General features: G+C 74.2%; 2 protein-coding genes. Both read left to right on the top strand.

The window, feature by feature from the left end:
• Positions 1 to 92: 92 nt before the first annotated feature.
• Positions 93 to 932 (top strand): class II glutamine amidotransferase, encoded by an 840-nt coding sequence (locus ABZY57_RS32610; RefSeq protein WP_356518145.1) that lies wholly within the window; start codon positions 93 to 95, stop codon positions 930 to 932.
• A 230-nt stretch (positions 933 to 1,162) separates the two neighbouring features.
• Positions 1,163 to 2,305 (top strand): glutamate--cysteine ligase, encoded by a 1,143-nt coding sequence (locus ABZY57_RS32605; RefSeq protein WP_356518143.1) that lies wholly within the window; start codon positions 1,163 to 1,165, stop codon positions 2,303 to 2,305.
• The last annotated feature ends 218 nt before the right edge of the window (positions 2,306 to 2,523 follow it).

The following is a 2,523-nucleotide window of genomic DNA, read 5'->3' as shown; positions in this document are numbered from 1 at the left end:
TCCGTCGCGGCGCCGCGCCGCGCCGCGGCGGAGCCCAGGACCACGGCCGCGTACGGGGTTAGGCTCGGAGCAGGCCGCGAAAGGGAGGTCGCATGTGCCGCTGGCTCGCCTACTCGGGTTCGCCCATGCTGCTCGACGCCGTGCTCTACCGTCCGGAGCACTCGCTGATCAACCAGAGCCTCCATGCCCGGATGGGCGTCGAGACGACGAACGGCGACGGCTTCGGGCTGGGCTGGTACAGCGGGAACGAGGACGGCACGCCGGCCGTCTTCCGGGACATCGCACCGGCCTGGAACAACCGCAATCTGCGCGAGCTCGCCGCACACGTGCGCTCGCCGCTGTTCTTCGCGCACGTGCGCGCCTCGACGGGTTCGGCCGTGCAGCAGACCAACTGCCACCCGTTCCGCCACGGCCGGTGGCTGTGGATGCACAACGGGGCCATCGCGGACTTCCACCGGCTGCAGCGCGACCTCTGCCTGGCCGTGGACCCGGCGCTCTTCCCGTCCATCGAGGGGTCCACCGACTCCGAGGTGATGTTCTACCTGGCGGTCACCTACGGACTCGACCAGGACGTCCCGGGGGCGGTGGCCCGGATGACCGGGCTCGTGGAGCGGCTCGGCAAGGAGCACGGCGTCCCCGACCCGGTCCAGATGACCCTGGCCGTCAGCGACGGAGAGCGGGTCTGGGCGTTCCGCTACTCCAGTGGGGGCGCCTCCCGGTCCCTCTTCTACAGCAGTCGCGCCGAGACCGTGCGTCACCTCCACCCCGAGGTGCAGTACCTCCAGGAAATCTCCGACGAATCGCGCATCGTGGTTTCCGAGCCCCTGGGAGACCTGCCCGGCGTATGGAACGAACTTCCCGAGGCCAGCTACACGGTGGTCCCGTCCCCCGCGGGCCAGGATTACCTGCCCTTCTTCCCGGCGCTCGGCTGACGGCGGGCCGGAGCCCGTTCTCCGGCGGCCCGCCCCCGCGTGAGCGGCGATCCGGGGGGTAGACGTCGTGCATCAGCCGGTCCCGGGCCCGGGACCCGATCGCCGCGACCCGAGCCGGTCGGTCGTCTCGCTCCACAGAGGGGCTTTCGATGTCACTGACCGTGTCCACATCCCCGTCCCCCTCCGCATCGTCCCCGTCCGGACACCGGAGCGCCGCGCCGGCGCCCGCCGTGGCAGACCCCGCGCGCGAAGGCGTCCCCGGACGGGTCCCGGTCCTGACGATGGGCGTCGAGGAGGAATTCCTGCTCGTCGACCGCGGCAGCCGGGCCCCGGTGGGGCGCGGCCCCCGCGTCATACGAGCCGCCGCGCGCACGCTCGGCCCACTGGTCCAGCCGGAGTTCTTCACCGCCCAGGTGGAGGTCTGCACCAGCCCCACCACGAGCGCCGCGGCGCTCAGGTCGGAGCTGTCCCGGATCCGGGCCGAGGTGATCCGCGCCGCGGCGGCCGAGGAGTGCCTGCTGCTGGCCGCGGGAACGTCCGTCGTACCGCCCGAGCATCCGCTGACGGTCACGTGCGACGAGCGCTACCGCAGGTTGGAGTCGCGTTTCGCCTGGGTCCTCGGCGACTACGACCAGGCGGTCTGCGGCTGCCACGTCCACATCGGGGTCGACTGCCGGGCGGATGCCCTCGACCTCGCCAACCGCATGCGGCCCTGGCTGCCCGTGGTCCAGGCCCTCGCGGCCAACTCCCCCTTCGACCGGGGCAGGGACTCCGGCTACGCCAGCTGGCGGGCCGTGGAACACGCCCGGTGGCCGACCGTCGGGCCCGCCCCCGTCCTCGACGAGGCCGGGTACGAACACTGCGCCGAGGAGCTCGTGCGCAGCGGCACGGTGCTGGACCGCCGGATGATCTACTGGTACGCCCGCCCGTCCGAGCACGTGCCGACGCTGGAGATCCGCGTGGCCGACGTCAACGCCCGGATCGGCACGGTCGTCCTCCTGGCCGCTCTCGTACGGGGCCTGGCCGCCACCCTGCGCGCGGAGGCGGCCGAGGGCATGCCGTCCCCGCAAGCCCATACGTCGCGGCTCCGCGAAGCCCATCTGCTCGCGGCCGCCCACGGCCTGCACGGCGACGGCCTGGACCCCGTCGACGGCGTCCCGGTGCCCGCGTGGACCCTGATCGCCCGGCTCCGGGACCGGGCCGCCCCCGGACTCGCGGCGTCGGGCGACTCCGCGCTCGTCGACGCCCTGCTGGCGGAGGTCCGGACCGAGGGCAGCGGGGCGGCCCGGCAACGCGCCGCGCACCGGCGTCACGGACGGCTCAGCCTCAGCCGGGTCGTGGACAGCCTCGTGGAGACCGTGGCCGCGGGCTGAGGCCACCGGGCGCGCCCGTCCGGCGCGCTGATTGGGGCGCGCGGGGCGGGGCAGGCGCCGGGCGTGCACCCGGTCCCGTGCGTACGGAGCCCGTGGAGGTGCACGGGACTCGACCCGGAGGTGAAGCGCATGGAACGGCGGACCACCGAACCTCGCCCGGAGGGCCCCGGGCCCGCGCCGGAGGACCCCGGGCCCACACCGGAAGGCCCCGGGCCCAC

The sequence above is a fragment of the Streptomyces sp. NPDC006450 genome (assembly GCF_040612195.1).
GTDB lineage: Bacteria > Actinomycetota > Actinomycetes > Streptomycetales > Streptomycetaceae > Streptomyces.
Note: the sequence above shows the minus strand (reverse complement) of the source record. Positions and strands in the feature narration are given on the sequence as shown.